This window comes from Borreliella carolinensis (assembly GCF_032595855.2).
In the GTDB taxonomy this organism is placed as follows: Bacteria; Spirochaetota; Spirochaetia; order Borreliales; family Borreliaceae; genus Borreliella; species Borreliella carolinensis.
Genome location: NZ_CP179463.1, coordinates 1 through 24,808, shown reverse-complemented (window position 1 = coordinate 24,808; position 24,808 = coordinate 1). Strand labels below are relative to the sequence as shown.

General features: G+C 29.2%; 34 protein-coding genes and 1 pseudogene. 1 reads left to right on the top strand and 34 read right to left on the bottom strand.

From position 1 onward, the window contains the following. Positions 1-48: 48 nt before the first annotated feature. From QIA46_RS06525 to QIA46_RS06500, 6 genes and pseudogenes are all read right to left on the bottom strand, one after another. Positions 49-1,377, bottom strand: coding sequence for a DUF244 domain-containing protein (locus tag QIA46_RS06525; RefSeq protein WP_418906079.1), 1,329 nt, complete (start codon positions 1,375-1,377; stop codon positions 49-51). Positions 1,378-2,025: 648 nt separating this feature from the next. After that, positions 2,026-2,607, bottom strand: coding sequence for a Bdr family repetitive protein (gene bdr, locus QIA46_RS06520; RefSeq protein WP_418906078.1), 582 nt, complete (start codon positions 2,605-2,607; stop codon positions 2,026-2,028). Between the two features lie 13 nt (positions 2,608-2,620). Further along, positions 2,621-3,148 carry a chromosome replication/partitioning protein gene (locus QIA46_RS06515; protein WP_418885432.1) on the bottom strand — a complete coding sequence of 176 codons (528 nt, stop codon included), beginning with the start codon at positions 3,146-3,148 and terminating at the stop codon, positions 2,621-2,623. 74 nt (positions 3,149-3,222) lie between these two features. Then, a complete protein-coding gene (locus QIA46_RS06510) occupies positions 3,223-3,981 on the bottom strand; it encodes a ParA family protein (protein ID WP_418885431.1) in 759 nt (252 codons plus the stop codon). After that, positions 3,957-4,524 (bottom strand): annotated as a pseudogene (locus QIA46_RS06505) (DUF226 domain-containing protein). Before QIA46_RS06505 ends, QIA46_RS06510 begins: the two are co-directional and overlap by 25 nt. A 9-nt stretch (positions 4,525-4,533) precedes the next feature. Beyond that, positions 4,534-5,631: a plasmid maintenance protein gene (locus tag QIA46_RS06500; RefSeq protein ID WP_418906077.1), complete on the bottom strand. Its 1,098-nt coding sequence runs from the start codon at positions 5,629-5,631 to the stop codon at positions 4,534-4,536. A 380-nt stretch (positions 5,632-6,011) separates the two neighbouring features. Here QIA46_RS06500 and QIA46_RS06495 point away from each other — a divergent pair, with 380 nt between their 5' ends. Then, positions 6,012-7,025: an ERF family protein gene (locus QIA46_RS06495; protein ID WP_418906076.1), complete on the top strand. Its 1,014-nt coding sequence runs from the start codon at positions 6,012-6,014 to the stop codon at positions 7,023-7,025. A 36-nt stretch (positions 7,026-7,061) separates the two neighbouring features. On the opposite strand, the gene QIA46_RS06490 is transcribed toward QIA46_RS06495, so the two are convergent. The 28 genes from QIA46_RS06490 to QIA46_RS06355 form a co-directional block, all read right to left on the bottom strand. Beyond that, complete coding sequence (locus QIA46_RS06490) at positions 7,062-7,508, bottom strand: Mlp family lipoprotein (protein ID WP_010883871.1); 447 nt, start codon at positions 7,506-7,508, stop codon at positions 7,062-7,064. Between the two features lie 106 nt (positions 7,509-7,614). After that, positions 7,615-8,277, bottom strand: coding sequence for a Bdr family repetitive protein (gene bdr, locus QIA46_RS06485; protein WP_418906075.1), 663 nt, complete (start codon positions 8,275-8,277; stop codon positions 7,615-7,617). A 103-nt stretch (positions 8,278-8,380) separates the two neighbouring features. After that, positions 8,381-8,734: a BBA14 family lipoprotein gene (locus tag QIA46_RS06480; protein ID WP_418906074.1), complete on the bottom strand. Its 354-nt coding sequence runs from the start codon at positions 8,732-8,734 to the stop codon at positions 8,381-8,383. Continuing rightward, positions 8,727-9,062, bottom strand: a complete 336-nt coding sequence (locus QIA46_RS06475; protein WP_418905979.1) for a BlyB family putative holin accessory protein — start codon at positions 9,060-9,062, stop codon at positions 8,727-8,729. Before QIA46_RS06475 ends, QIA46_RS06480 begins: the two co-directional genes overlap by 8 nt. Then, on the bottom strand, positions 9,043-9,399 hold the full coding sequence (locus tag QIA46_RS06470; RefSeq protein WP_418905978.1) for a BlyB family putative holin accessory protein: 357 nt from the start codon (positions 9,397-9,399) through the stop codon (positions 9,043-9,045). The genes QIA46_RS06475 and QIA46_RS06470 overlap by 20 nt, the downstream gene beginning before the upstream one ends. A 3-nt stretch (positions 9,400-9,402) precedes the next feature. Then, positions 9,403-9,606, bottom strand: coding sequence for a BlyA family holin (locus tag QIA46_RS06465; protein ID WP_418905944.1), 204 nt, complete (start codon positions 9,604-9,606; stop codon positions 9,403-9,405). Between the two features lie 77 nt (positions 9,607-9,683). Beyond that, a complete protein-coding gene (locus QIA46_RS06460) occupies positions 9,684-10,502 on the bottom strand; it encodes a DUF685 domain-containing protein (protein WP_418905912.1) in 819 nt (272 codons plus the stop codon). Positions 10,503-10,511: 9 nt separating this feature from the next. After that, positions 10,512-11,117 carry a DUF735 family protein gene (locus tag QIA46_RS06455; RefSeq protein ID WP_418906003.1) on the bottom strand — a complete coding sequence of 202 codons (606 nt, stop codon included), beginning with the start codon at positions 11,115-11,117 and terminating at the stop codon, positions 10,512-10,514. Between the two features lie 5 nt (positions 11,118-11,122). Then, positions 11,123-12,001, bottom strand: coding sequence for a DUF276 domain-containing protein (locus QIA46_RS06450; protein WP_418905974.1), 879 nt, complete (start codon positions 11,999-12,001; stop codon positions 11,123-11,125). Beyond that, complete coding sequence (locus QIA46_RS06445; RefSeq protein ID WP_418905911.1) at positions 11,998-12,330, bottom strand: DUF2634 domain-containing protein; 333 nt, start codon at positions 12,328-12,330, stop codon at positions 11,998-12,000. Before QIA46_RS06445 ends, QIA46_RS06450 begins: the two co-directional genes overlap by 4 nt. A 29-nt stretch (positions 12,331-12,359) precedes the next feature. Continuing rightward, the gene (locus QIA46_RS06440; RefSeq protein WP_418906002.1) at positions 12,360-12,905 is read right to left on the bottom strand and encodes a DUF777 family protein; all 546 of its coding nucleotides are present in this window, start codon (positions 12,903-12,905) and stop codon (positions 12,360-12,362) included. Between the two features lie 11 nt (positions 12,906-12,916). After that, the gene (locus QIA46_RS06435) at positions 12,917-13,867 is read right to left on the bottom strand and encodes a DUF693 family protein (RefSeq protein ID WP_418906001.1); all 951 of its coding nucleotides are present in this window, start codon (positions 13,865-13,867) and stop codon (positions 12,917-12,919) included. Between the two features lie 3 nt (positions 13,868-13,870). Further along, positions 13,871-14,554, bottom strand: a complete 684-nt coding sequence (locus tag QIA46_RS06430) for a DUF792 family protein (RefSeq protein WP_418906000.1) — start codon at positions 14,552-14,554, stop codon at positions 13,871-13,873. A 21-nt stretch (positions 14,555-14,575) separates the two neighbouring features. Further along, a complete protein-coding gene (locus QIA46_RS06425) occupies positions 14,576-15,838 on the bottom strand; it encodes a DUF759 family protein (protein ID WP_418905999.1) in 1,263 nt (420 codons plus the stop codon). A gap of 7 nt (positions 15,839-15,845) precedes the next feature. Continuing rightward, positions 15,846-16,082, bottom strand: coding sequence for a DUF1322 family protein (locus QIA46_RS06420; RefSeq protein ID WP_418905998.1), 237 nt, complete (start codon positions 16,080-16,082; stop codon positions 15,846-15,848). Beyond that, complete coding sequence (locus QIA46_RS06415; RefSeq protein ID WP_418905997.1) at positions 16,079-16,534, bottom strand: DUF1473 family protein; 456 nt, start codon at positions 16,532-16,534, stop codon at positions 16,079-16,081. Before QIA46_RS06415 ends, QIA46_RS06420 begins: the two co-directional genes overlap by 4 nt. Before the next feature lie 15 nt (positions 16,535-16,549). Next, positions 16,550-16,978, bottom strand: a complete 429-nt coding sequence (locus tag QIA46_RS06410; protein ID WP_012644790.1) for a DUF1463 domain-containing protein — start codon at positions 16,976-16,978, stop codon at positions 16,550-16,552. Positions 16,979-16,990: 12 nt separating this feature from the next. Then, positions 16,991-18,103 carry a DUF787 family protein gene (locus QIA46_RS06405; protein WP_418906093.1) on the bottom strand — a complete coding sequence of 371 codons (1,113 nt, stop codon included), beginning with the start codon at positions 18,101-18,103 and terminating at the stop codon, positions 16,991-16,993. Then, positions 18,084-18,653: a DUF764 family protein gene (locus QIA46_RS06400; RefSeq protein ID WP_418906092.1), complete on the bottom strand. Its 570-nt coding sequence runs from the start codon at positions 18,651-18,653 to the stop codon at positions 18,084-18,086. Before QIA46_RS06400 ends, QIA46_RS06405 begins: the two co-directional genes overlap by 20 nt. Then, entirely contained in the window at positions 18,650-19,039 is a 390-nt protein-coding gene (locus QIA46_RS06395) for a hypothetical protein (protein ID WP_418906091.1), read from the bottom strand. The genes QIA46_RS06400 and QIA46_RS06395 overlap by 4 nt, the downstream gene beginning before the upstream one ends. Next, a complete protein-coding gene (locus QIA46_RS06390; RefSeq protein ID WP_418905934.1) occupies positions 19,027-19,410 on the bottom strand; it encodes a DUF1506 family protein in 384 nt (127 codons plus the stop codon). Before QIA46_RS06390 ends, QIA46_RS06395 begins: the two co-directional genes overlap by 13 nt. Continuing rightward, the gene (locus tag QIA46_RS06385; RefSeq protein WP_418906036.1) at positions 19,410-19,865 is read right to left on the bottom strand and encodes a DUF3890 domain-containing protein; all 456 of its coding nucleotides are present in this window, start codon (positions 19,863-19,865) and stop codon (positions 19,410-19,412) included. The genes QIA46_RS06390 and QIA46_RS06385 overlap by 1 nt, the downstream gene beginning before the upstream one ends. Positions 19,866-19,884: 19 nt before the next feature. Beyond that, a complete protein-coding gene (locus tag QIA46_RS06380) occupies positions 19,885-20,844 on the bottom strand; it encodes a hypothetical protein (RefSeq protein WP_418905993.1) in 960 nt (319 codons plus the stop codon). Positions 20,845-20,865: 21 nt separating this feature from the next. Then, positions 20,866-21,438 carry a DUF228 domain-containing protein gene (locus QIA46_RS06375; RefSeq protein ID WP_418906090.1) on the bottom strand — a complete coding sequence of 191 codons (573 nt, stop codon included), beginning with the start codon at positions 21,436-21,438 and terminating at the stop codon, positions 20,866-20,868. Positions 21,439-21,467: 29 nt separating this feature from the next. Next, positions 21,468-22,232: a DUF228 domain-containing protein gene (locus tag QIA46_RS06370; RefSeq protein ID WP_418906089.1), complete on the bottom strand. Its 765-nt coding sequence runs from the start codon at positions 22,230-22,232 to the stop codon at positions 21,468-21,470. A 6-nt stretch (positions 22,233-22,238) separates the two neighbouring features. Further along, entirely contained in the window at positions 22,239-22,796 is a 558-nt protein-coding gene (locus QIA46_RS06365) for a DUF228 domain-containing protein (RefSeq protein WP_012621156.1), read from the bottom strand. Between the two features lie 11 nt (positions 22,797-22,807). Next, positions 22,808-23,503 carry a DUF1357 family protein gene (locus QIA46_RS06360; protein WP_418906088.1) on the bottom strand — a complete coding sequence of 232 codons (696 nt, stop codon included), beginning with the start codon at positions 23,501-23,503 and terminating at the stop codon, positions 22,808-22,810. A 16-nt stretch (positions 23,504-23,519) separates the two neighbouring features. Next, entirely contained in the window at positions 23,520-24,743 is a 1,224-nt protein-coding gene (locus QIA46_RS06355; RefSeq protein ID WP_418906087.1) for a phage portal protein, read from the bottom strand. Positions 24,744-24,808 lie beyond the last annotated feature (65 nt).

The following is a 24,808-nucleotide window of genomic DNA, read 5'->3' as shown; positions in this document are numbered from 1 at the left end:
TTTCCTCTCCTATATTAAATTGTTTCTTTAATTTTTTAGTGCACCCATTCATATGGGGACACTGACATTATTTGCAAATGCTATATTGCTTGGGAAAAGTAATGTTTCACTTGTTGGCAATAACCCACTTAATCTATCTGATATTGCCCTTTTCTTAGAGTCAAAAGTGAACACAAATTCTCTAAATCTATAATTTACGTGCTCAATTAGTGGACATATATTCGTAATATTGTAGGTTTTCATTTTGATTATATCTTTAAGATACTTTTCTCTTTTTTTGTGTTCGTTTTGCATTTTACTTAATTCTTTTTTTGCACTATCAACTTCCATTAAATCACACGCAACATTTTCAGCAACTTGCCTATCCGTAATTTCAAGCTCTATACAATCAACATATTCTACAAATTCTCTTGCCCAATCAAACTCAACTCCAGAGCTATAAAATTCACTTCTTTCTACTAAATCTTCAACTAGTTTTATCACTTCATTATTATCATTATTTAATGTTTGTAAGTTGATATTATTATTTTTAAATATTTGAGTTCTTATGTTAAAAACTTCCCTCTCACATTTGTGAACATGTTCAAGCACTTTTGCTATTAAGCCATCATTTCTCTTAATCTTACAGTTAACTGGTGCTGCATCTATTAAAAAGAATAAATTACAATACTCAAGTCCAGTACATGCTAACTGCATTTGTGCTTGCACATAATATTTGAAAAAATATTTACTGCTTAAAAAATTGCCATTTTTATTATACTCAGCAATTGCACTGCTCATATAATTAGAATCACTGCTTTTAATTTCTAAAAGCTCTACTGTGCCATTACTATTTATAAACCACCCATCAATTGTTGATCCAACAAACATTTCTGATTTACCAGTTTTCTTGAAATAATTATACTTATCAACACCGTTAGCATATTTGTTCTTATACAAAATATCAATATTATCACCATGTGCTTTAACAAATTCTCTAAATCCTAAATTCTCTAATTCTTTGCCCTTGAGCATATACAAATTCTCTTCAAAAGGTAGGCTCATTCCAAAATATTTAAGCACTCTGTTAATCATCAAGTCTTTAAGTCCTGCACCTCCTATTAAAACATTGCCTACTTCACTAGCACCGTATCTATCAAATTCATTTCTTTGTGTGCTAAAATCTTTATTACGATCAAATCTAAAACATTCTTGACTGCTTATTCCTGGTAATTTCTTGCCTATCTTGCTTAATTTACTTTTTTCTTTAATGGGAGAAGTTTTTTCCTCAATTATTTCACATCCAGTAAAACTTTTTTGATTAGTATTTATCATTTTGAGCTCTCCTTTATTTATATTTTGTATTTCTTGATTATTTTTGTTTGAAAGATTTTCCATCTTTTTCCTCCGTTTATATGTATTAATAAATATAAGTATATAGCAAAAACTATTTTTGCCAACTTTTTTACAAAAAATTTTTGCAAAAAAATAGTTGGGCTTAATTAATTTCTCTTGTTTAAGAACTTAGCTAAACCCAACTTAATTGGATTTTTTGATAGCAATATACTTTTTTAGCTATTCACATACATATATATAACAAAAATAGTTTTTGTCGGGCTTTTTATAAAAAAATTATAAAAAAAGAGCTTAACTATATCCTTAAATAAAAGAACATGGTTAAGCCCAAGCTAAATCGGATTTATAATAACATAAATGAGTTAGGTTTCCTCCTATAATTTTTATTATAATATTATAAATATTAAAAACTATTTTTGATAACCTTTTACAGAAATTATTATAATTAATAAAAGTTTTATTATATTTTCTTGTTAAAGAACTTAATAAAGTTAGAATTTAACCAAATTTGCTTATTAAAATAATTTTAATAGGCCTTTTAACAATTGAATATATTTTAATTTAGAATTAAAACTAATTTGTATTTGTTAAAATAAAAGAACCTATTTAAATTATCTTGTTAAAAAATTCAAATAAGTTCTACTTTAAAGCCATATACTAACTTATTACTTTATAAAATTTTAATCATTCTCAATTAAAAAAATACTTATTGAATATAGAATAGATAATTGGAGCAAGCGTTATTCCCATTATTAGAATTACTTGTATTGTTCTATTACTTGCAGTAAGTTCTTTTTTTAAAACATTTATTTTAGTATCTAGATTAGATATATCCTTTTGTAAAGTTTTTTCTACATTATCTATTTTAGAATTAAGCTCATTTTTTACACTATCTATTTTAATAGATAGACTAGATATATCCTTTTGTAACGCTTTTTCTACATTATCTATCTTAGTGTCTAAACTGTCTATTTTGGCATTAAGTTCGTTTTTTACACTATCTATTTTAGTATTTAAACTTTTTTCTACATTATCTATTTTAGTATTTACACTATCTATTTTAATATAAACACCATCTATATCTTTTTGAAAATTCTTTTCTGCATTAATTATTTGTTGCTCTAAAGAATTCATTTTTTCTTTTAGAACTTCAAAGTTGTAATTGTCATTCTGAAGTAAAACAAAATCTATTGTCTCTTCACTAAACCCTTTATTTAAAAATTCCAACCTTATATTTTCTATTTTAATAGCATTATGGGCCAAATTTCTCATAAAATCCCCTTTATTATCCTTTTATTTGCTTATATCTTCTTAAGAATTTATTAATCAAATCTTTTTGACTTTCAAAAAGTTCATCTAATAAAAACCCTGTAAATTTAGCATTACTTTTATAAAAATCGTAACTTTCTTTACTTTTAAGCTGAAATCTTAATGGTTTTATAGGATTTTGCCTTGATTTTTTAAACGTTGGACTTTCTTTATCTCTTAATGACAATAAAGACATAGTAAGTCCATTTTCTATGATAAATGCTTCTTCTAATAGACCCTCTTCCATAGCATTAGCTATTCTAATATAGTCATACACTTGAGTTCTTGCTATTCTATAATTTTTTGCAAAAGAATTAAAACTTGTATATCCATCTAATTTGTAGTATTCATTATCTTTTATCTCTTTTAAAATTTTAATAAATTCTATTTTATGAAAAATTTCTTTTTTAAAATTATTTACTAATTTATTTTTTAATTTTTCATAATATTCTAATTGATCGTTGTCCTTTTCTTCTAAATTTCTTTTGTTTATTTTTACCAACATAATATCACCTCAAATAAAAAAATTTTTATCATTAATAGATTGTCCTTATTAGGGACAACCTAAATTAATTCGTTTTATACCTTATCCACTATTTTTAAATACTCCAAAAATTTATTAATAGCATTTTTATATTCATGCATATAATCTTTTTCTAAGGAAAATCTAGAATTGCTGGCTATATTCCTATTTAAATCTTCCCTTTCAGAGATAATTCCTAAAAAATCCCCCCTATTCTTTAATAAATTTAGAAATTCTTTATGTGTATTATTTTTTTTAAATCTTGTTATGAGTAAAAATAATGGAATTTTTATACTCAATTTATTTAAAAAATAATCGAATAAATCTAAACACTCAACTGCCCATTTTTCAGCTATTATTGGAATGATAATATAATCGCTGCTAAACATTGCATTTTTAAATGCAATATCATAACTGGGGGCTGTATCCAATATAATATATTTATAATCACTGTTAAAACAGCTTAAATTTGATTTTAATAATAAGTCTTTAAATTCTATTTCAATTTCATTAAGCATATGTAAACTTAAATAACTTGGCAATAAATCCAAATTGGTTTCAACATTTATAATTGCTTGTGTAATATCCAAATCATTGACCAAAACTTCATATATATTGTTATATTTTAAATTTATATTATCTTCTTGTATTTTATCTTGATAGTAACTAGTAACTGATGCCTGGGTATCCATATCTATTAACAATACTTTACTCTTTTTTGACAACAAAAATGCCAATGCTAAGCAAGTTGTGCTTTTGCCTACACCGCCCTTAATTGACGCTATTGTTATTATTTTAGGTTTTTTATTATCCATTTGATTAGCGGTCCTTGTTCCGGGTATTTTTTCCCATAAAATTTATATACTTGTTGTTCTAAATCTGTAAACATACTAAATAAAACTTTATTGTAGTGATTGTTTGTTCTTTTTTTATCTAATAATCGATACAATCCCTTGAAATAGCAGAAAACACTTCCTGCTTTAAATCTAAATTCCATATAATATGCCCTTTGCTAATGCATATGCTTTTCTAGTCCCATTTATTTGATACTTTATTAAAGGTTTTTTAATTGGTTTTCTGTAGCCATAAAAAATACCAATGAACTTATCTCCTTCTTTAATTGGATACAAGTGAGTTTCTTCAACAATTCTTTCTCCATTAAATAAAACCCTCAATGACAATCTAAATTCGTGTTTTTTCTCATAAACTCCAAATTTGTAAATGTCCATCATTATTTTTGTATGGTACATTGCTTTCCCATTTTCTTTTTCAATCAAAATAAAGCGTTCTTTATTTTGGCATTCAACTTTACATTTGCCTTTTTTTACAGTTTTAATAGGTTCTGTTGCATTTTCCATGTTAAATCCTCATACGGCCTTTATGTTAAATTCTTCTTTCGTTATCGAATTTTTTCGTTTTTTTATTATTTCTAATAATTCAAGATAATATGTACCAAATACTTTATTGTATTCTATTTTCTTCTGGTTATTCAAATATTCTTTTACAATAGGCTTTAAAAATTCAATATTTGTTTCTTTTCTTAGTTGTTCAATAAGGATATTGAAAATGTTTGCCTTTAAATTCTGATAATTTTGTTGAGAATTTTGTTTTTTTCTTTCGATTGACTTTTCTAATTTCCGTTTTATGTTGTTTAAATCGTTATATTTATGGCTTTCAATGATAAAATGGGGTTTATATTTGTAACTTTCGTATACTTTTTGTAAATTTGCCCTTAATTGTTCAGGATTATATCCATTTTGTTCGAATTCTTTCTGAGTGTTATCTAGGACATTCTTTAATGTATTTTGCTTTTCTTTCATGCAGGATTTTTTTACATTAAACCTTTTTATTAGATCAATTTCATTTTGTTTTAAAATTTGCATTGCTTTAATCTTGGTATTTTTATCTGTATCTAAATTCAAAATAGAAAGAGATTTTGGAGATTTAAAGTTAAATCTATTGTAGTGGGCTTTTAATTGATATTTTTCTATTTCTTTGATTTTTCTTTCTTCTTTTATATTATTTTTATTACTTAAACACTCCACTGAATTTACACTACTATTTTTAGAAATATCGTCTTTAAAATGGGTATTAACTCTAGATTTAAATCTAGAGTTTTTTCGCTCTCGAAAGTACTTGTTGATTTTCTGATAACATTCTTTTTTAGGATACTTTAGCTTATAGTAAATTTCAGTCCCACAATTTACACCCATATGTTGATAGTAGTTAGTTGTAACTTTTAATACTTTTTCTAATTTATAAAGATAATTTTGCATAGTTCTCAATGTAGTGGGAGTTAAACCATTTCTTTTTAGATTTTTATTATAGTAATAGAGTATGTTTTGTTGTGTGTATTTCTTATCTTTTTTGTTTAGAAAATCTAGCGTTGAAGTAAGAGATATTAATTTGTGTTGGTGTTTGTTGTGGCAAGTGGGATTTTTTATATTTTTTGGAAAATTTTTCATTTTCTTTCTCCGTTTACATGTATTAGTAATTACTACTATAGTGCAAAATTTTGATTTAAAAGTAAATACTTTTCTAAAAAAATATTAAATTTTAATTATTAATTTTGTTAAATTAATATAGAAATTTTTTATTTAGTAAAAATATAAATTGATTTTAATTCTAAGTTGACTTATACTACAAATAGCGTAGGAAAATGTCTGCATTTTTTCTACCGTTTATATGAATTTACAAGAAATAAAGATATGGGCTTAGCTAAGTTCTTTAAAAAGAGAATTAAGCTAAGCCCGCACCTTTTTGTAAAATTTTTTGTAAAAAAGTTGGCAAAAATAGTTTTTGCTATATACTTATATTTATTAATACATATAAACGGAGGAAAAAGATGGAAAATTTTTCAAACAAAAATCAAGAAATACAAAATAATATTCAAGCAGAAATAAAATTCAGAAAAGATATGAGCACCCTAATCAGAAACTTGCCGCGTATTGACAAAAGTCTTAAAGGGTATGGGTACAAGTATCAAGATTTCAATGACATAGTAGAAGTAATTTATAGCGTTATTGATAATCATAATTTGGATCTTTTTTTTACGCAAGATCCAATTTCTGTAGAGGGTCAATATGGTATAGTTGATTATATTAGGACTACATTCTACAGTACAAGCACTGTATACAAATACTCATTTGATACGCGAATTCATACAGATAAATTACAATGGAACAGTGAAAATGGGTCTAAAAATATTAATACAATGCCACAATTTGTTGGATCAGCTATTACTTATTTCAAAAGATACGCTTTAGTAGGGCATCTTTGCATAAAAAGTGAAGTTGATACTGATGCAGCACCCATTTACAATAATTATGAAAACAGAAATTCTATGCCTAGCAAGCAAGTTGGTGTTAATCAAAAGCAAGAACAAAAAAGAGAACAAAAACAAGAGATTAATCAAATTCAAAAAAATAACACTATTCAAAACCAGAAAAGAGACATTAAGCAAGAACAAAAAAAAGATAGACTTTATTATTACGGTGTTTTTAAAGAAGCGTTGTCTAATATAAAAGATTGGGTAAATAGCCCTACAATAAAAGATAATATAAACTTAATTATTCAAAAAATAAGCTTTATTCAGAATATAGACCCCAATAATTTTGATGATATCAAGAAAATTGAATCTGATTTAATCTCGTATTTTGAGAAAAATAGTGATTTTAAGAGTGTAAACTATTGGGCGGAGATTATAAAAAACTATTTCAAGAAAAATAATAGATTAAAGGATTTACAAGATTTTGAAAAGTTTGTATCGTTTAAGAGGACTGCTTATGGACCTAGTCCATTAATATTCTTTAGTGTCTTAAAAGAATATGAACGGTTTGATGAGATATTTGCAGCATAGCAAAATTAAAGCCCCCAAATAGGGGGCTAATAGCTATTAGGAACCGTTGCATGTAGTAGTTGCATTGCTTGCACCAAAGCCATCTATTCCCCCTTTAAGAGCTCCCTGAACTACTTGTTTAAATGTATTTTTCTGAACATCCCCATTTTCTTTTCCATTGCATTTATCAAGTTCACTTTTTATATGATCAAGTGCAGATTTTATTTTATCTTCATTGTTTTCTAAAAATTTATCAAATTCTCCAGCATCAGTTAAAGCGGTTTTTAACCAGTCAAGTTGTGTTTTTTGATCATCATTTAGCTTTTCTCTAAGTAGTTCTTCTTTAGATTTAGGTTTTTCTTGTGTTACTTCTTTTTGGGTTAAATCACGTTTTCTCCGGCTTTTTGTTTGTTGGGCATTGTTTTTTAAAGTGTCATTATCATTAGAATTACAGCCGTTTAGCATTAGTAAAAATAAACAAAATAATATGTTGATGATTTTCATTGTTACTCCTTTTTTTTATTATTAATGTTTAATAAATCAATTATTAATACTAAATATTGGATAAACAATTACTATTTGAATTGATATGTTTTAAGTGAGGTAGTAGCTATTTGGAAATGAAAGTAAATATTAGTCCCGCTATCATTGTTATAGCCATTGTTCCCATAATTCCTAATACCCATTTAAGCATTTCTGAAAGAGACATTAAATTCTTTTCCACATTATCTATTTTGGCATTTAAATTCTTTTCCACATTATCTATTTTGGCATTTAAATTCTTTTCTACATTATCTATTTTGGCATTTAAATTCTTTTCTACATTATCTATTTTGATGTCTAAATTAGATATATCCTTTTGTAAATTCTTTTCTACAGTATCAATCTTAATATCTAAATTAGATATATCCTTTTGTAAATTCTTTTCTACAGTATCAATCTTAATATCTAAATTAGATATATCCTTTTGTAAATTCTTTTCTACAGTATCAATCTTAATATCTAAATTAGATATATCCTTTTGTAAATTCTTTTCTACATTATCAATCTTAGTGTTAAGTTCGCTTTTGACATTATCTATTTTAGAAACAAGATTATCAAATTTAATATCAAATTGTTTTTCTAAATTTTCTAAATCTCTATATGTAAGCTCATTGTGATAATATCTTTTAGATAAATCTTGTGCTATTAGTTGTTCCATACCCAGTCTAAGAAATTCTTTATATATTTGTTCTTGACTAATACCACTAACGCTTGTTGACAATGTTTCCATAATATTTTCCCTTAAACTATATTATACACTATTTTAGATTGATTGGCTTTAGAGATTTTTATATGTAAATGGGAATTTCTTGCAAGAAAAACCTTTTTGTAATTTACATTTTTAACTTCGAATATTGATGATATACTTTTTCCGCTATTGGTTTTGCTTTTTTAATGTACTCTAAATATATCTTGATGTTATGTTTTACCGCAGTTATAGAGTGTTCGTCTTTTAGTGTTGATAAGTCTGGATAAGGATATTCTGGATAATTTGGGTCATTAACTTTCACTTTTGTTTTAGCTAAAAATGTTACAAGGTACATAACATATTCTGAAAGTTGTGTTTCATATTTAGCTAAGGATTTTAGCGTTGGAATAATTGGAGGTTTTGGCTCTTCTGGTAGGTTAGCAATAGTGGTGCAACATAACAACAAAACAATTAGTAAACAATGTAATCTTTTAAGCATTTTCACTCCTTTTAAGCATTTTGATATATTCTTTCATAATTTTGTTACGTGTTGCTTTAAGAGAAGTGATAATTTTTTTATTTTTGTCAGAAGAGATAGCCTCTATTACCTCAATGTTGTATTTTAAAATATCTTTTATTTCTTCAAATATTTTAGTTGACTCAGCTGTTTCCATAGATTTTAGTGTGCTTATATATGTTTTGTAGAAAAAATCTATTACTTTACTAAAAGTATTAATGTAATTATGATCTATGTTTGTATCAGTTTTAGCTATGTTGGTTAAGCTAGATATTAAATTAAGTCCTAATTCAATAGTGTTCTTTTGCATTATTTGTTCTCTCTTTGTAGATAGGTTTTCCGTCTTTATTGAATTTTAGATCCTTAGATATTTTGAGATTTTTATCATTAGAATTAACTAAATCAATAACCGTATTGATTTTTTCATTTAATGGAGCGAGTGCTGCATTTATTGCTGGAGTCAATGCACTTTCAAGTCTTTCCATATTTGCTGTATAGATTAATTTATAATGAGAATACAGCTCATAAGCCAAAAAGAATCCTTTATGTGCAATTTCATCAAATTCATCTTCAAATTTAGAAAATATATCAATAAGGTTTGATATAGACGCAAGTCCAATTTCAAGATTATCTTTAGATAATTTCATAATTTAATCTCTTTTTTTGATATGAGTATTGCCATTTCCATTGCCATTTCTAAAAAGCTTGCCTATTAATATAGTTAATATATCTTTTAGTAAGGGCTTTAGAAGAATTAGCACTCCAAGAATTAGTACTGTAGCAAAAATCATTACTGCTATAAGCTTAATTTCGTTTAAATTGATAAGAAGTTCGGTTATTTTAATACTATCCATTTTTTCAATCCTCGATTTTAATTTTTTATTTTGATATGTATATTATATACCAAAATCACAATTTTTGCTAAAAAAATTTACAGTTTAAAAAGAGCTGGGACAGGATTTCCTGATATGTAGGCTCTTTTTTGGATATACCATCCTTTATACATGGGAACTCTAATAGATATTGAAGAGGCCCCCTCATGCTTATAAACTAGTTTTTTTTGACTTTCGTCGGAATACCTTAGATATAATGATTTACTTCCATTTTTACTATGTTCTATGTCAATATCAATATCAAAGTAAGATGGTACATCGTCAAGATCTTTATTACAAACAAGAGTTACATCATTATATCTTTTCATATTAATAGCTATTGAGTTACCCTCGTATTCCCTCGGATAAAGCGTAGTGCCACTAGTATTATAGAGATAATCAGAGTAAGTAAAGCGCGACGGTAAGCCTAGTAATTGTTTGGGAACGGGTGTTTTTTCAATAGTGCCGAAAGGGCGAAGTGTTAAAAGATAGTCATCTTTAGATAGAGTGGTAGATGATATGCCACTTTCAAGGAATGATCTTATTTTTCTATAAAGACTAGAAAGATTAGTAGAGTCATTATTAATTAGTTTGTTTATTATTTTAGTGTAAATTGTTTCTACAAAATCTGTATTGGCTGCAAGCTCTTCTGCGATTGTAGACTTAATTATCTCTTTAAAATAACTTAATCCTTCCCCTTTAAATGTTTTGTCTTTAGTGGTTTCTAAAAAATCTTTAAAGGTAATAGCATTGCTACTTGCAACCCCATCATCAAGCAGTAAAAGATCATTGTTTTTAACGATTTTAACCCTGTTCAAATCTTTTATTTGAACAGTTTCTTCTTCATCAATTAGTAATTTATCTTGATCATCAGCCATAAAGCCCCCCTAGTTGTTAAAAGTTATAATATTGTTACCATCTGTATTATTAATTTTGAGAACTCTACCAATAGGAATAATTCTCTTAATAAAAGCATAAATTGAATGGTCATATCCTTTAGGAAGCGAATTAAATACCAAAGCTTTTTTAGATGCAGCGTATCCTGGTTTCTTTTCTCTAAGAATTATCTTTTTTAGTCGTTTTCCCTTTTTAGTACTAGGCGAAATAAACGTGGTAAAGTTTGTTTTTATTACCCCTTTTAGTGAGATATCAATAACCCCAGCTTCAGGAGTAGTAACTTCAATGTCTACATTTAAAAAGGCCCTGAAAATCAGTCTAAATGACTCATCAGTACCAATGTGCCGTAAAGCAAAAATAACACTATTAATATTGCTTGTAATACTTTGTAAAGTTTGAGTTTTTGCATAAAAAATAGATAAAACTTGAGATATCCATATTGCGATATATCGTGATTTTACATTTTCTTTTGCATTAATGGATATGAAATTAGAATTAAGAAACTTAAGTTCATTAAGTAGCGCTTGTGCATACTCGGTTTCTGTAATTATAAATTTATGAACTTCAGTGCCATTGAATAAATTAGGTATTTTCATATTTGTTAACTATCAATGTCAATAAGCAATCGATCTGTAGTATTGAAAAGTAGTATTGTATCATCATTAATGGCAATATCCTGATTTTTATTAAAGTCGCTATCAGTAATTTTTGAAATACTTTCAGTGTCTGTGTCTTTAATACAAACGCTTATTTCCATAAATTTAATTCCTTTAACTTCATTAACTGGAGCAAAAAAGTCTTGATATTCAAAGCTAATTCCCATATCAGAATAGTTATTCGAAATAATCCTAGAATAAATGTCCCTAATTTGAGAGTCTATGTTTAAGTAAAGATAGTTTTTAAGGTCAAGTTTATACTTTACTTTCATATAAACATATTTTCTTTTTCCTAGCGATATTTTGTAGGATTTGCGTTGTCCAGTTGAATTGAGCCCATCAATTTCTATGTCTCCCTCAAGTAAAGTCCCACTAGGAGTTGTTAGATATAATGTTTCCCAAAGTTTTGCTTTAAATTCAGAACTGTTAATGTTGGATTTGCTATCGTCTAGTAAAGTTTCCTTTAAAATTAGATATATGTTGGCTTTACCAGCTGCACTTTTAATATTAGTGTACTCAATTCCCTCAAGATTAAGTAAGGCATTGCGAACAGCACTGTAAGTTGTGCTTTTAGAAGAAATGTGTTCTTCAATAGCAGCCCAATAGGTGCCGCCCGGTTTCATTTTAGAAAAAAAGAGATTAAGCTCATTAATTATTTCTTCTTCAATTAATGCTAAAGAAGACGCAATAATGTTATAAATTGAGCTTTGATTATCGTCAATATTAATACCATAATTTACGCGTAAATATTCTCTTTTCGATCTTACAATATCCTTAATTGTCCGTTTTAAAATGCCAAAATCAGAATCGAAAACTATGCTCATAAATTAAACTCCATATTCAAAACATCGCCTGAGAAAAAAAAGGATATATGTGCTTTGTTGTCTTGTATAGTAGTTGAAATGTCTGTTAAATCTAAATTAAGTTCTTTAGATATTTCATGAAAATAATTTTTTACAGCGTGAAGATTGTTAATTTTTAACAGTTTTAAAAGTAAGAAATAATCCAGTCCCCAATGAGGAGCATAGCTTAAACTACCCCTTAAGGTTTTTAAAAATATCAAAAATCTTTGTTTTTGTTCATCAATCCCATCAACAAGCGATAAATCGTTATTAAATACCAATTCAAAATTATTGCCTAATCTTAAATCCATACTAGTAATTATACCATATTTAGCAAAAATTACTTAAATAAACTATTAATATTATTGCTAATTCTAGATGTTGCTATTTGTAAGCTTGCATAGTCAACGACCGCTTTTCCTTTTACAGTAATTCCATTAATAGCACTTACAATACTCTCTAGAATTGATTTTAAGGAAGTTATTTCATTGGCTATTTCAATTTTATTGTTTGCTTTAATTTTAACAGTATCAGAGATAAGATTTAAAGTCTTTGGGCTAATTGCACTAAGTATATAAAAATGATGTTTGTCAAAGTGGATATCGTCATTTTTATCAAAAATATTAACGCTTGATTGAAGTAGTAGAACGCAATCACCTTTTGATAATTCTAAACTGATATTAGAGATATTTTTTGTGTGAATTTCTAAATCTTCAAATTCGGGTATTGTAACAATAGCTTCTTGAGTTTGTTGTTTAAACTCCTTTACAGTGCCAATTTTAATTATGAAAATGTTTGAATAAATCCAATTTTTTATGTCTTCTTGAGCCAATGCTTGTCCATAAAGACGCTGGTTCATTCTGTAAATTTCATAATTTTCATCCATTATAGTCCTCTTTATTTTTTACGTGTTGTATTAGAATCATCTTCTAACTTAAGTATTAATGAACACTCTCCTGTATTGCTAAGTTGAGCACTTGTTTCTTTTATAGTGGTTTTTATCATTTTTCCTAGTCCATCAATAAATGAGACTTTATCTCCAACATTTAACTTATGTGTGAAAAATGTTTTTGCGTTCCAAAATATAAGATTTTTTTTGAGTGTTGTACCCAAAGTAATTTCTTGTTGTGGTATAAATTCAAGCCCATAGTCTTCTAATGCCTCGTAGTGGACATTTTCCCCCTTTTTTATATAATTAGTAAATATCAGATAGCATTCATATCCCCGTAAACCAGTACCAATATCGGCTATTACGTTATGAACATATGTTCCTTTTATTTTGTCAATAAACTCTTTTGGTGTTGTGGCATAAATATCTTTGTCAATAATTTTAAGACAATCTTTTTCATCCATATTAAGGATATTGCGATTGGGAAATACAGATTCTATTGCCTCCTGCACCGTTTTGCCTTTAAAGTTTTTACCCGTTTTCCCCTCCAATTTTCGATTAAAAAAGTTGCTTTTGGTTAATAAACGAACATCAAGGTCTACACTAAAATCTCCGCCTGGATAATCAGTGCTCATCGGGGGGCCTAAAGTTCCCGCCATTATGAAATCAAAATGTTTTTCATGAGCAAATTTCTTATAATATATTTTTACTATATCTCCGAATTTAATGTCGTCGGTGAAGTCTAAAGGAAGATTCCAAAGTACAACTTTCGCTTGTTTAGAACTTATAGTATGAATATTTGAATACACGTTGGATATGGAAATATCAATATGAATTCCATCTTGTGTATTAATGATAATTTTAGGAATTTCTTCGGCGAAAGGAATTCCATCGGGTGATTCTTTTGATGTATCTACATTGTAGAACTCAATTTTAAAATCATATTGTAGTAGCAGCATTTTTTATCCTTTATATTTTTCCAATTCAAATGTTTTTACTATTTCTATTGATAGACTAACTTCAACCTCATCAATCCAGGGAGTGTCCTTAAACGAAAGACTTGTAATTACAGCCAATTCTTTAAGGCCAAAAGTTGGGCTGTAGATACTAAAGGGAACTTGAGCTTGAAGTCTGTTGGTCAGTTGTTCTTTTGCAAGATTAGCGTCAAAACGTAACATAGTATTGCCAAAAACAGTCATTTTGAGTAGAGAAAGCATATCCTTATATAAGGATGTGAGTATTCCACCGCTTAATGATATGTTTTCACCAGTCATTACTGGATTGTAGCTAACATATTCCGCTTTTCTATCATAATAGTTGATAACCGGTCTTTTAGAACAACTGGTATTATAAGTACGTGTTATGAGCTCCGTTTTTGGTTTTATAAAAAACAATTGAGGAACATATCCAAAACCTTTTAAATCCATTCTGGGGAATAACACTAAAAAATTATCTGCACCAAAAAGAGCAAATATTTGAGTTATTACATCTCGTATTATTCGAGTAATTTCCCTGATTTCTTTCTTTTCAATATCCTTGATTTTTTCTTCGAATTTTTTCTTTTCAATATCATTATTGTTAATAATTTCATTATTAATATCTAATTTGTTAATTACATTGTTAGCAATTTTTTTGTTACTTGTCATAAGTATTACCCTTTGTAAAAATTATGGTGTGTTGTTAGCATTGTCTTGATTTTGATTATTTTCTGTTTTAGATTTAGGTGAATTGGGGGTAGACTCAGGTTTCTCTTTAAAAAATCTACCAACTACTGGTAACTTAGCAAAAAGACTTTTTAGTCCTTTAAAAAAGGGTTCAATAATGTGTGTTTGAAACGTAAAGCCATTAAAGTACTTAGTTATCTTATCAATTAATTTAAGTATTGGGTCCAAAACAGTATTGGTTAAGTTTTGAAGAGTTTGCTCAGCTGAGGCCAAATTACTCTGAATACTCTCAGCATTATTGACTTTTTGTGTAAGGCCAAAAGATTTAAAATCCGTCATCATTTCCATCATCTTAGTAATTCTAGACTCTAGATCTACTTGAGCCCCACTTTGCCAGGCCATTTTGGCATCTTCTATATATTTGTCGCCAACACCGGATTTTTTTAATAGTTCAAAAAGTTCGCTTCCATCACCCCCAAGAAGACTATTAACAGCTTTTACAGCATCTTCACTACTCATAGCACCACTGGATTTAAGCATAGCTGAAAATTCCACTGCGTTTTTCAAATTAGTTTCATTTAACATATCTAAGTCCCTTAGAGTGCCCTTAAAGACACTTGCTTGATTTAAGAATTCTTCTTTTTCTAAATCGCGTTCAAACCCTTTCATTCCCTTAAGAATCCCCAAAAGACTCTTTTTCTCTTCTGGATCACCATAAAACGCGCTATTGAGAAGTTCTGTTCTTTTAGTTTTGGTGTTTTCTTCAACTGCTTTTTTAGCAAAACCTAAAAGGCCTCCTCCAACTTTACTCATAGCATTGCTAATGATATTCCCTAGGGCACTACCTATTGCAATTTTGGCAACAAGTCCTTTTCCTTGAGAGGCCGCGAGCATTTTACTTTTTGCTTTTGATTCTTTTGCAAGTTCTTTATACTCAAGGCGTCTTTTGTCTTTATCAGACATTAAAGATCTTCTGAAAGCCTCTTTTCTAGCTTTCTCAAAACCCATACCTTGTTTTACAAGCTTTTTAGTTTGTGTAAGTCTGTATTTCTCAACACGCTCTCTTAAGCTTTCAAATTTAGATTGTCTGCTAAGTTCTTTTTTCTTGTCCGACAAATTATTTTTTACAATATCTTTAGTACTTCCCAAGTTTGAGTTTCTGGGTTTAAGATATTTTTCCATTTTGGAAATATCTTGTTCAATAGCCTTTTTTGTTGCAGCATGATCAAGAATTCCCTTAAATTTAATGGTGAATTTGTCGCTCACTAAGCCCTCACTTGCTTAAAATCAACTCATACAATTCTTTTTCTAATTTAATATCAGCAAGTCTATTTACCTCTAAAAGCTCGTCATAAGGCAATTTCTTTACATCATCATATGAGCAAATATTCATAATTACTGGAAAATAGTATTTATCGTTCTTAATCTCGTCAAGCAAGTTAAAATACTTTTTTCTAGTCTCATTAAGACTTGCAATAGCTTTATCAATATCTCTATTTCTTTTGTTCATTTAGCAACCAGTTCATTAGAATTTGATGTAATTGATGAAAGTGAAGTGGCTACTTTTTCATAATCAAAATTTTCATTAATATAATCAAAAGTAACAAAATCACCAACATTATTTTCATACTCACTCAAATATACTAAAGCGGGTTTTTTTAGATCACTGTCTAAATGAAAAGTATTAAATTGTGCAGTGTAAATTATTGCAACAAGATAGTCTTTATAATAAGAAATAAATTCTCTATTTTGATCCAAAATCACATAGAATTCGTCTAAAAATTTTGGACTTATCATTAAGCTTGTGATTTCTCTTAAGTATTTAACCTCATTAAGCTTTAAAACAGCGTCACTTTGATTAAATCCGAGTACCCTATCCCATTCATAGACCGGCAATACTCTTAGCGGATATTCATAAGTTTTATTTTTAGTTAAAATTTTCATTTTATATCTCATTATCATAAGAAAACTCTCCTTTTAAGTGTTGTTTGGTTTGGTTTTTTGGCAATTAATAGCCCTAATTTCAAAAGTAACTTTTTCAGCCTCAGCAGAATAACTTCTTGAAGGTTCTTCAGTAAAAATTGCATAGTTAGAAATAATTTTGGTAGCAATTCTATCATTGAACGCTAAATCAAGCATTTTATCATCTTTTCTCACATCCATGTTGTAAAACTGTTCATCAGAAAGTTCAGTTAACAAAATGTAATCATGACTACCCAAAGTAACTTCAATGTTGAAAACATAAGTTATAGTTTTGGGATCTCTTAAGCTTATTACAGGCATACCTTTATCTTCACTACTAATCACTGCTCTTGTTGTAGGCTCACTTGTAAGCTCTAGTTTGCCACTATGTAACTGCGTACCACCAATTGAAAAATAAACTTCTCTTAAATCATAAAATTGCATTTTAACCCCCTTTTAAGCACTTAAACTATTTTGATAATCAACTATATCTTGAGTAGTAATTACTAAAGCAACAGCATTAATGCTAAAGTTATAAGTAATATTCACACTAAGTTCTAATTTAAGTTGTGGTGTAGGAGAAATAGTAAGATTTAAATTTTTATACTGTATAATCAGCCCTCTATCTACAAACCGTTTAAGTAGGCATTCAATTGCTGAAGTATATGCATTGTCTCTAGCGCCACTAAGTTGTAGTGCAGATAATTTGCTGTTTTGTCTATTGTTTTTATTCCAAATTCTAATAAGCTCAATAATCGCTTCATTTTTTATATAGTGATATGTAAACTGTTCATCTATTGCACTTCCAGCTAGATCGACACCCTCTTTAAAGGCGGGTACACCATCAAGTCCAGTTTCATTTAGAAGTGAATAAAAGTTGATTTTTGCAGTTCGCAACTTTCCAATTACAGTATCATCAACAAGTGGTGTAGCAGCTAGTGACATGCCATAAGGATTTACAGAATGGGAAATACTTGCTTGATGCAGATATTGACTTACAAATTTGAGGTGTAAGTTATCTTTATTGTTACTGTAAACAACAATATTTCTTTCTTTTTCAGTATTGCTTTTATCCTTGAAAAGTTCTTTTATTTCTTGTTCTTTAGTTGAGAATACAAAAAAAATTGAAGGTGTTTTAAACTTATCATAATCATCTTTATAAATCTTAAGTCCATCATCGGAATTATCACCCTCAGTATTTATAAGTACAACAAAAGTGTGTCTATGTACTTTAAGATATTTTTTTAACTCTTCGGGTTTATCCTTATAAATAAAAAGAACAGCAGATTTTAATGATTCTTCACTTGAATTGAAAAAATTAGACATTGCGGTTTTAAGCAGTGTTTTTTCTTTCCCAAACTGATCTTGTCCATTCCCATTATCTTTTTCCAAAGTTTCAATTTGTTTTTCATAGTTATTAACGGTTAAATTCAATGTTATAAAGTTAGCAGCATCTTTATTAACTTTAATTTTGGCTGTTTTGTAAACCAAAAGTGGATTATAATAATTGGGCCTACTAGCTTGAATTCTAGAGTCAACTAAACTTACACTAATTGTATCTTGCGGCAATTTCGTATTCCTCCTTTAAAATTTCAATTGCTTTTACACTAGCATTGAATGCTATAGATGCACTGTATGCATGGTTGCTATATTTTGTGCCTAAATTAATTAGCCCAACTGTTTGCATATTAGATGTTGGGTAAATGTAGAAATTAATTTTACTAATATATTCGGGTTGTGATTGACTTTCTAAAGTATACTTATGGGCTTTATTATGTAGGAAATTGCTAAGCATACCATAAAGCATTAACATGCGTGAATTAGCGTCAAAGTCTTTAGCATTTAACACTATTGCAATAATATATATTTGAAAATTTAAACTGAATTCCAAAGCATTTTCATAAAATGCACCGGCTCTAGAATTATGATCAAATAGATTTTCTGTACCATCAAATTTCAATGCTATTATATTTGAGCTAACAGCTGTGATTTTTGAAAGGTACGGGTGATTGTAAGTATTTATGATATCGCACTCAAAATTATTTTCAGTTGCATACGCCTTAAACCCTTTGAATATTTGAGTTAAATGGTTTAAAACCATATCTAAAGTAAAAATCATTCAAGTGTTACCTTATAAGTAATTTCTGATAACATTTTGGCTGTATCAACAAGTGGAATTGCTGCGGTGTTACTCCCCCTTTTATGCTTGCTTTTAATTGTATTAGCCTTTAAGGCTGGAGTGACTTGTGCTGATAATAGATAATTTTCATAGTACCTTATAAAAGCTTGTCCAATAGCCTCCATTCCCGATTTGGGGTCAAGATTAAACTTAGAATTTATATAACTATTATTGATATATTCTCTAAATTCAGAACTACCAGCAATTTTGGTTAAATGTTTTCTTGCTGGTAAATTGCTGCCACCTTTCTCATGCATTCTAGCAATTCCTGCACGACCACCAAACCATCCAATTTCTAATTCCATTTTAAATTCTAGCTTGTCCATATAAATTCCTTTAAAACTAAAGTAAAATATCCGATTGAAGAGTCAATGCTAAATATTTCAAAATAAACTAAATCTGCAATTGATATTCGGTCTTTAAGCTCAAAGTTAAGGTCTTGATATGTGTAAAGTTTAGAATACCCTTGAATATCAGACATATCCGAATCATAAAGCATTGCAAGTTCTTGTGGCCTTATGTCAATAATAACCCCCGCAAATTCAGTGTATTTATTTTTGTCAAATACTCTCTGATAAGAAGAATCATTTTCAAGCTTTACAACATCACCTTTATAAAACTTTAAGGGTTGCGGGTCTTTAAATACGTTGATCATGCGGAAAGACATGTCTGAAAGTCTTTTTCTAACACCATTCATTAGACAACCCCCACACAAGATGGCGTTGAAGTTTCTCTTTTCAGTTTTTCTAAAAATGCATCAAGTTGTGAACAAAAATTCTTGTTTGATCCACAACCTCCTTCACCACCTTCTTCGCTCCCACTACTACTAGGATAATAATCAAGTTCAAGTTCATTGAATTTCTCTTTTTTGATCCTATCAAATTCAAATTCTCGAACAACGCCTTGTTTTCTTAATTGACAACCCATATGGTAAAAAGTAAGTAAAAATATTTGTTCATATGTAAGTGAACTTGCATCAATACCACGCGTTACTAGAATAGCTTGAAGTAAAGATAAATGAAGTAGAAAATTTTGCCTGCTTAATGCAAATTTGTCTATTCCTAATAGCAATAACACTTCTGTATGAAGTTTTGTTACTAAAAGTTCTTCTTCTCCCTCAGCTTGTGCTTGTAAGTTTTCTTGTTCACTCATTTTCACTTACCTTATACTTTTAGCTTTGCTTTATGTTAACTTGTAAAATAGTTTTTCTAGTAGCAAGTAACCCGCCTAAAACAAAATCAATGTATGAATGAGCTATATCAGTTGAGTCTTTATCAACTTGTTCATTCGGTGTAGGTAGCATATACTTGCTAGGTTTAAATTTAATAAGTTCAGAATTTAGTGGATAAATGAGTATTTTATGTTTCAGCAAGTTTGAAGTTTCAATGTAAACATCTTCTCTATTATTAATAGCCTTAATAGTTTGAATTAAAACATCTTCCCATTTTTCACAACTACTTGCTGCACCCTGTGCTGCTGCGTATGGTTTTACTAGTTTAAGTGACGTTGCTGGGTCAACTATTACCATCATCGGTGTGGAAAATTCGTCGCCTAGTTCTAACTTTGAAAGTCCAGCCTCAATTTTTTCAAAGATTTTATCCATTTTATCTTTATCACCACTTTGAACTTCTTCTTTTATCTGCTCGGGCATATTAAGTAGTCCATACATATTTGGAAGTAGGCGTTTTTGATTTTTCCCATCTTTTTGAATCGAAACAGTCCCAGTTAGTACAAAGTGATTAATAAGTTTGATAATTTCACTGCTTGCAAGCTTATAAGCTTGAGCAAAAGGAAGTAAATTGTTATTAATGTCCCCAATATATGAGTCTGAAGTATAAAATTTCTCAGAGGTTTGTTTTAAATGTCTAAATTTATACTGTAATTTTAAATAATTAAGTCTTACCACTTCAGAACTAAAACCAATAGTTGAGATAGTATTAACCTCATTAGCAATTGTTGTAGGATTAGCATTTAAAAACGCGTCCCATTTTACGGTTTTTTGATATCCCATTTGTAGATCAACATCTTCAATTTGATCAGGCGAAAACCATTTATACATAATAGGATCTTTAACTTCTCCTATGATATTGGCCACAGCTTTTGCATAATAATTTTCATCAAATAATTCCATATTAAATCCTCCCAAATTTTATTAATTTCTACTCATAGCTTTATTTCCAAATACAGCTACTTTTACTAAATAAACCTCATTGCTAATTTGCTTTGCATCAGACAATGCTGTTGCATTAATAGCAGTTTTATTTGCCGCTCCAGCAACCTTTTCAAGGGCACCGTCTTTATTAAAAATAAGTTTGTCTTTTACTTTAACCGTAGAATCTTTTGCTACTAAATAGCCCTCAAAATTATTGGTAATTGGTACAATAGTGGCTGTTTTACTAAACTCATCTATATCAATGCATATTCCATATAAGTCCTCACCTCCACCAGCCTCAACATGAGGTTCGTAGTGACTATGATTTTCTTGTGCTTCTTGAATAACTCTTTTTACTCCACGCTTGTATGGATACCCAGAAAATGGATGATTTTCCAATTTATCAAACTTACTAGTTCTAGTGCCTCCAGAAGCAAAAAATTTCACATTTTTGTCTCTAAATTCATTAAAATTGCTAATAAAACCAGCGTCATGTTGGGGATTTTTCATAAACTTTTCCAGTTTACTTCTTTTCTCTTGATACTCTTTTACCAATTGCGTTGTATCTCCCATTTATTTACCTCCTTTTATTCGATTAAGATTTAACCACCATCAGGTATTACTATTTTCTCAAGGCCTCTATTGCCAAAAATTGCAACTTTTATAAAATTAATAGAATACTCTTGCCTAGGATATCTATTTTGATCTTGATTTTTATCTTCGGGTGCAAAATTGATTGTAAATGAATCAGATAGAGCATATATATTCATTGCGGTTGGTGGCCCACCTCCAGCCTTGATAATAACTCCGTTATTATTTATGTCTAGTATTTCTCCTATTTTTATACTTGGATTTCTTGTAACAAGATACCCTTCAAAATTGTTAGTAATTGGCAATACATACGCGGTACAACTAAACTCACATACATCTACACATATCCCATACATATCAGTATCAGCTCCAACTTCCACATATATAGAGTTCTCTTTTGGAACAAGTTTAACCCCACGCTTGTATGGAAAACTATTCACTGGGTCGTAAAGGTATTCCTCTATTTTGTCTGTATAACTTGAACATGCAAATGAATATGCATCAACTCGCTCATTTTTGGATTTAAAACAACTGCTTGAACTGCTAAAAACCTTATTTTCAATTGAACTCATCGATTTTACATATTTCTTGAATTTCAAAAGGACATCATCAAGCTCGTTAATTGCATCCAAATATGGGTCTTCCCCTTGTGCATCCTCAGCTTGTCTTGCTTGCCGTTTAGCTCTAGGAGCAGCGGGAACTTGTGCCCCTAAATCTAACTGCGGGTCCTCAACAGCCCCAAAATTTTCTACTTGCACGTTACCTTTTAACGCCATATTTTATTACCCTTTTATTGCTCTATTCCCAAATACACTAGCAAGCACTATAAATAATTCCTCGGTTAATTTATGTGCTTTTGAAAGTGCTATTGCATTAACAGTCTTTTGACCCCCTGTAGCCTTTTCCAGTTCTCCATGTTGATTAAAATTTAATTTATCTCCTGGATTTACACTATTTTGTCCATCTTTCTTTAGTGTTAAATATCCTGTAAAGTTATTTGTAATTGGTATTACAGTTGCCATACCACTAAACTCATCTATATCGGAACACACTCCATATAAATCATCTCCACCACCAGCCTCAACTTCTAGTTCGGTTGTTCCATCGCCAAAACTAAGCTTAACCCCCCGTTTATACGGATACCCTTTAGCAGGATAATTTTCTATTTTGTCTTTACTACTAGTACAAACTCCACCAGAATTAGAAAAAATTAGATTTTGGTCTCTAAAATCAATAGAATTACTAAGTAACCCCGCATCTTGTTGGGGATTTTTCATTAATGCTTGAATTTCTGCAACTTTTTTATCAAACTCTTGTTTGATTTTTGTTATATCACTCATTAAAAACTCCTTTAAGCAATACTTGTTCTTTTATGTCTTTTTAGATTCTCATAAAATTGAATTCGTCTTTGCTTGTATGTATTACTTATCGCTTGTACAAATTCTGTAAAATTAATTGGTACAAAACTAGAATCAAGTAAACTTGCTCTATCTTCAGATTTGGCAATAATATTCCCCTTAATAGAGTCAATAGAAGAAGAATTACTACTCGCATTTTTTCTTAATTTAATATTCACTTTTGCTAAAGAAACAAGTTGTTCTAGTATTTCCCCATCGATATGACTTATATCTGATGCTTTAGCAATAGCTTTAATTTGCTCAATTGGAACAAACTTACGAACAAGCTCTCTACGTTGTGCTTGCATAATGTCTTTCAGTGTGTATCCTTTTGCAAGTAACACTTCCTTGTTAAAATGGTTGCTAAGATGGGCTTTTGCAAGTGTATCAATTTCATTAATTCGCTCTGCCTCTAGCAATAATTGCTTTTCAACACGCTCTCGTTCTTCAACTTCTGCAAGTTCTTTTGTTATTCGCTCATTTATACTTAAATCTCTACTTGTCTCTTTAGATTTACTACTTGCCTGTTGTTCTTTAAAACGCATGTACTCTTCAAATTCCTGCACACTTATAACTTTAGTATCAACCTTATTTTGCTGTTCCTCTTTATCTTGTGCCTGCAAGTCTTCTTTTTCTTCTCTCTCTGTCATCTTTTAACTCCTTTTCTCAAAATGAGAATAATTTCTCTTTTAAAATCGCTAACTCCTCATTATTAAATGCGCTACTCTGTATAAGCTGGTTATATTTACTGTAAAGCTCAATTAGCTTTATATCTCTTTCTACTTTTTCTTCTTCACTTAACATAATCAGTGAATTAAACTTCATATCAAGCCCAAAATACTTTGTAAGTTTTAAATTACAAGAGTTCTCAACTTGTTCTTGTACACCCTTTAGAAAATCGTAATAATTACTCCTATCACCTTTACCATCATTTCCCAGTCCTTTAGCCTGCTCATTAAAACTTCTAGTTAGGGGTTCTTTAGTATCTGCACCAATTTTTGCCTTAATCAAGGCTAAAGCCTCCTTTAAGTAGCTAAGGTCGTATTTAATAACCTCTAAACTAGCACTCGGAGTAGCTGTATAAAACATTCCCTCATTATTTAGATTGCTTTTTAACCTAGCAAGTTCTTGTGCTAATGAGTCATTAAGGTTTCTTAAATTAGATATATCTTTACTATGATTGTTCGAATTTTGTTTTCTCAAAAAAGAAGATAAAATGCCACTTCCCCTATCATTATTGCCTTGAGTAAGTGCACTTAAAGAAGTTGTTGCACTAGAGAGTGCGTCTTGTAGCTGCACTAAAGATTCATCTTTGTAAAACAAAAAATTGTGGTTTTCAATACGTTTTTCTATTTCAACGTATATCTTTTCAAATAAATAAATATCTAGCAAAAAGCTTTCTGTATAACACGGAACATATCTTTTTAAGATATAATCAAAGTTTTCATATATGATAAGTCGACTTTTATGTATTTTAACTGCGTCTAAAGAATTGTTCTTATTGCTGGATTTTACTCTGTAGGTTATATGATCAAAATCAACTCCCAAATCTCTTACATATTCATAATCAAGGTATTCAAAACCAATAGGTAATTCTATATTAACGGGTTGTTCGAGGTCTATTAGGGTATCTTTGGTTTTTACTAAAACATATCCAATCCCATGGAAACGGTAGCTTATTATACAATTAAGTAGAGCATTTTTAAGCTGTACTTTTAACCTATCAAGCTCAAATTCACTAACATTGCGGCCAGAACTCTCAAGAACAAGTCCATTCTTGAGACAATCCTCTGCTACATTTTCTATATAATTCCTAAAAAATATTGAGTATTTATATAGTTCTAGTGAACTTATTTTATCTATTAATTTTGTTTTTCTTAAATCACACACCGTTTTACTTCTCTTTATTAAATTAGATGTATGATAGCAAAAACTATTATTTTTGTCAATAAAAT

What these genes read in the sequence shown, in the direction of transcription:
- QIA46_RS06525 (WP_418906079.1), bottom strand. Translation starts at nt 1,377, where the DNA reads ATGGAAAATCTTTCAAACAAAAATAATCAAGAAATACAAAATATAAAT.
- bdr (WP_418906078.1), bottom strand. Translation starts at nt 2,607, where the DNA reads ATGAGAAATTTGGCCCATAATGCTATTAAAATAGAAAATATAAGGTTG.
- QIA46_RS06515 (WP_418885432.1), bottom strand. Translation starts at nt 3,148, where the DNA reads ATGTTGGTAAAAATAAACAAAAGAAATTTAGAAGAAAAGGACAACGAT.
- QIA46_RS06510 (WP_418885431.1), bottom strand. Translation starts at nt 3,981, where the DNA reads ATGGATAATAAAAAACCTAAAATAATAACAATAGCGTCAATTAAGGGC.
- QIA46_RS06500 (WP_418906077.1), bottom strand. Translation starts at nt 5,631, where the DNA reads ATGAAAAATTTTCCAAAAAATATAAAAAATCCCACTTGCCACAACAAA.
- QIA46_RS06495 (WP_418906076.1), top strand. Translation starts at nt 6,012, where the DNA reads ATGGAAAATTTTTCAAACAAAAATCAAGAAATACAAAATAATATTCAA.
- QIA46_RS06490 (WP_010883871.1), bottom strand. Translation starts at nt 7,508, where the DNA reads ATGAAAATCATCAACATATTATTTTGTTTATTTTTACTAATGCTAAAC.
- bdr (WP_418906075.1), bottom strand. Translation starts at nt 8,277, where the DNA reads ATGGAAACATTGTCAACAAGCGTTAGTGGTATTAGTCAAGAACAAATA.
- QIA46_RS06480 (WP_418906074.1), bottom strand. Translation starts at nt 8,734, where the DNA reads ATGCTTAAAAGATTACATTGTTTACTAATTGTTTTGTTGTTATGTTGC.
- QIA46_RS06475 (WP_418905979.1), bottom strand. Translation starts at nt 9,062, where the DNA reads ATGCAAAAGAACACTATTGAATTAGGACTTAATTTAATATCTAGCTTA.
- QIA46_RS06470 (WP_418905978.1), bottom strand. Translation starts at nt 9,399, where the DNA reads ATGAAATTATCTAAAGATAATCTTGAAATTGGACTTGCGTCTATATCA.
- QIA46_RS06465 (WP_418905944.1), bottom strand. Translation starts at nt 9,606, where the DNA reads ATGGATAGTATTAAAATAACCGAACTTCTTATCAATTTAAACGAAATT.
- QIA46_RS06460 (WP_418905912.1), bottom strand. Translation starts at nt 10,502, where the DNA reads ATGGCTGATGATCAAGATAAATTACTAATTGATGAAGAAGAAACTGTT.
- QIA46_RS06455 (WP_418906003.1), bottom strand. Translation starts at nt 11,117, where the DNA reads ATGAAAATACCTAATTTATTCAATGGCACTGAAGTTCATAAATTTATA.
- QIA46_RS06450 (WP_418905974.1), bottom strand. Translation starts at nt 12,001, where the DNA reads ATGAGCATAGTTTTCGATTCTGATTTTGGCATTTTAAAACGGACAATT.
- QIA46_RS06445 (WP_418905911.1), bottom strand. Translation starts at nt 12,330, where the DNA reads ATGGATTTAAGATTAGGCAATAATTTTGAATTGGTATTTAATAACGAT.
- QIA46_RS06440 (WP_418906002.1), bottom strand. Translation starts at nt 12,905, where the DNA reads ATGGATGAAAATTATGAAATTTACAGAATGAACCAGCGTCTTTATGGA.
- QIA46_RS06435 (WP_418906001.1), bottom strand. Translation starts at nt 13,867, where the DNA reads ATGCTGCTACTACAATATGATTTTAAAATTGAGTTCTACAATGTAGAT.
- QIA46_RS06430 (WP_418906000.1), bottom strand. Translation starts at nt 14,554, where the DNA reads ATGACAAGTAACAAAAAAATTGCTAACAATGTAATTAACAAATTAGAT.
- QIA46_RS06420 (WP_418905998.1), bottom strand. Translation starts at nt 16,082, where the DNA reads ATGAACAAAAGAAATAGAGATATTGATAAAGCTATTGCAAGTCTTAAT.
- QIA46_RS06415 (WP_418905997.1), bottom strand. Translation starts at nt 16,534, where the DNA reads ATGATAATGAGATATAAAATGAAAATTTTAACTAAAAATAAAACTTAT.
- QIA46_RS06410 (WP_012644790.1), bottom strand. Translation starts at nt 16,978, where the DNA reads ATGCAATTTTATGATTTAAGAGAAGTTTATTTTTCAATTGGTGGTACG.
- QIA46_RS06400 (WP_418906092.1), bottom strand. Translation starts at nt 18,653, where the DNA reads ATGATTTTTACTTTAGATATGGTTTTAAACCATTTAACTCAAATATTC.
- QIA46_RS06395 (WP_418906091.1), bottom strand. Translation starts at nt 19,039, where the DNA reads ATGGACAAGCTAGAATTTAAAATGGAATTAGAAATTGGATGGTTTGGT.
- QIA46_RS06390 (WP_418905934.1), bottom strand. Translation starts at nt 19,410, where the DNA reads ATGAATGGTGTTAGAAAAAGACTTTCAGACATGTCTTTCCGCATGATC.
- QIA46_RS06385 (WP_418906036.1), bottom strand. Translation starts at nt 19,865, where the DNA reads ATGAGTGAACAAGAAAACTTACAAGCACAAGCTGAGGGAGAAGAAGAA.
- QIA46_RS06380 (WP_418905993.1), bottom strand. Translation starts at nt 20,844, where the DNA reads ATGGAATTATTTGATGAAAATTATTATGCAAAAGCTGTGGCCAATATC.
- QIA46_RS06375 (WP_418906090.1), bottom strand. Translation starts at nt 21,438, where the DNA reads ATGGGAGATACAACGCAATTGGTAAAAGAGTATCAAGAGAAAAGAAGT.
- QIA46_RS06370 (WP_418906089.1), bottom strand. Translation starts at nt 22,232, where the DNA reads ATGGCGTTAAAAGGTAACGTGCAAGTAGAAAATTTTGGGGCTGTTGAG.
- QIA46_RS06365 (WP_012621156.1), bottom strand. Translation starts at nt 22,796, where the DNA reads ATGAGTGATATAACAAAAATCAAACAAGAGTTTGATAAAAAAGTTGCA.
- QIA46_RS06360 (WP_418906088.1), bottom strand. Translation starts at nt 23,503, where the DNA reads ATGACAGAGAGAGAAGAAAAAGAAGACTTGCAGGCACAAGATAAAGAG.